This is a genomic window from Colidextribacter sp. OB.20 (genome assembly GCF_009911595.1).
Classification (GTDB): domain Bacteria; phylum Bacillota; class Clostridia; order Oscillospirales; family Oscillospiraceae; genus Lawsonibacter.
In genome coordinates this window covers 1-1967 of sequence record NZ_QWKG01000135.1, presented here as the reverse complement: position 1 = coordinate 1967, position 1967 = coordinate 1, and the positions used below count along the sequence as shown (strand labels likewise).

General features: G+C 57.5%; 2 protein-coding genes and 1 pseudogene. All 3 read right to left on the bottom strand.

Annotated features, from left to right (window positions below):
• Positions 1-139 precede the first annotated feature (139 nt).
• Positions 140-886: a phosphoadenosine phosphosulfate reductase gene (locus D1641_RS18795; RefSeq protein ID WP_160668504.1), complete on the bottom strand. Its 747-nt coding sequence runs from the start codon at positions 884-886 to the stop codon at positions 140-142.
• A 2-nt stretch (positions 887-888) separates the two neighbouring features.
• Positions 889-1377, bottom strand: coding sequence for a hypothetical protein (locus D1641_RS18790; protein ID WP_160668502.1), 489 nt, complete (start codon positions 1375-1377; stop codon positions 889-891).
• A pseudogene (locus D1641_RS18785) lies at positions 1370-1888 on the bottom strand (methionine adenosyltransferase domain-containing protein); the annotation flags it as partial. The pseudogene D1641_RS18785 and the gene D1641_RS18790, both read right to left, overlap by 8 nt.
• Between the last annotated feature and the right edge of the window lie 79 nt (positions 1889-1967).

The window sequence follows — 1967 nt, the reverse complement described above, 5'->3', positions numbered from 1 at the left end:
TTGACTTTTGTTTGCAGGACTCCTTCTGTAAATTTGTGGCGGCTCCAACCGCAACGATACCAGCTTTTTTCTGTAAAAGCCATTCATGATACCCAACAAATATGAGCTGCCAAAACGAAGCGATACCAACAATTCCAGGCTATGCCGCCTGTGCGGTATCCTCGTCCTCCTGCCGGAACAGGGCGTCAATGTCGGAGAACTTCTGGGTGCGGTTGAATTTCTCCGTTGCCTTTCCTGGGATGGTTTGCAACTCCAGCATCCTGGCCCACAAGTCCGGGTGGTGGTCGTAGAGGTGGCGCAGCTCCGGCATCTTTGCGTTGGGGCAGAACCAGCAGCCGCCCCGGTCGGTAAGGGCGTAGACAGGCGAAAGCAGCCCCGCTTTCTCGCAGAGCTGCCATGCGTCCTGTTCTGTAAAATTGTATTTTGCCAGCAGAGACACCTGCCTGCCGCTCTCCAGCCGCAGCAGCCGTTCCTGCTCGTCCTGGGCGATGCCGATGTATTGGACCGTTCCGGGCGGCAGGTTTTTTTGATACCGCTGGATGGGCCGGATCTTGCAGTCACGCTGGACGGCGCACTTTCCACAGAGAGGGAAGGAGCGCACCATGCCCTTTTTCGGGCCGCGGGTGACCCGCCCGGTGAACAAGTCTACATAGGTCTTGGCAGAACGCAGGACAATGATTTTGACCCCCATCTCCTCCAGCTTTGGGATGGCGGTTTCGTAGATGAAGTCCCGATGCTCTGGTACCTCGCCAGAGATATCCTTGTCGAACATGACTTCGCAGTAGACAGCCTCATCCAGCGGCTCACCATACTCTTTTGCCAGCAAAATGGTGGCCAGAGAGTCCTTCCCAAAACTACAGGAGGCAATGTGCTTGGGCCGGTTCATGGTCAACGCTCCTGTCGGGAGTTCTTCTTTTTGGAAGTTACCGTTTTGCCGCTCTTATCCTCTGCTACCGGAGGCTGCTTTTGCGTACTGTCCCTGGGGCCGAATACCGCATCCTCAAATGCTTCGTACCAGGACATATCCGCCTCCTCGGCCGTGCAGTCGATGGCCCTGACCTTACAGCCAAATCCCTCCAGCTTCTTCTGAACACCCCGCACACAGTAAGCGGAAAAACTCTCTGCCTCCTCCTCATTCTCATCATGGCAGGTGAAGGTGTATTCCAATTTCACTGTGCGGCCATCAAATCGGAAATTCAAATCGCTGGAGATGTAGCCGCTGCCCAGAGTATTATCCTGCTCATAGACTTCTTTGACGTGCTGCACAAACTGCTTTTGCACATCCGGGAGCAACAGCATATTGAATTCGCCGGAACCGTCAAAGTCCAGCCGGAAATTTACTGTGGTCTGAACATCATAATCCATTCCGTCATCCATTGGATCGGTCACCTCCCACAGCGGCCACCAATGCGGCGGCCTGATCCGTCTGTTCCCAGGGGGCGTCCTGGTGGGTGAAGTGCCCGTAGTTGCAGAACCGAGCGAAGATGGGACGGTCCAGCCCCAGGGCGGAGATCATCCCGGCAGGGGTCAGGTCGAACACGGCCCGGACGGCCTGCGCCAGCACAGCTTCCGGGTATTTCCCGGTCTGGTGGGCGTCGATGTCCACAGCTACCGGCTCGGCCCTGCCGATGGCGTAGGCGAGGCTGACGGTGCAGCGTTCCGCCAGCCCAGCGGCCACGATGTTCTTGGCGATGTACCGGGCCATGTAGGCCCCGCTGCGGTCCACCTTGCTCCCGTCCTTGCCGGACAGCGCCCCGCCGCCATGGGGGGCCAGCCCGCCGTAGGTGTCCGCCATCAGCTTCCGGCCCGTCAGGCCGGTGTCCGCCTCAAAGCCGCCCAGCACGAACCGCCCGGAGGGGTTGATAAAAACCTCCGTCTTGTGGTCCGGGTACTGTCAACGCCGATATGAAATTGTAAGAAAACGCCGAAGAAATTTTGTAGTTTTTCGGCGGGGATGGGTAACAAAA

Bases quoted from the DNA above. Each gene is read 5' to 3' on its own strand.
- D1641_RS18795 (WP_160668504.1), bottom strand. From the start codon at position 886: ATGAACCGGCCCAAGCACATTGCCTCCTGTAGTTTTGGGAAGGACTCT.
- D1641_RS18790 (WP_160668502.1), bottom strand. From the start codon at position 1,377: ATGGATGACGGAATGGATTATGATGTTCAGACCACAGTAAATTTCCGG.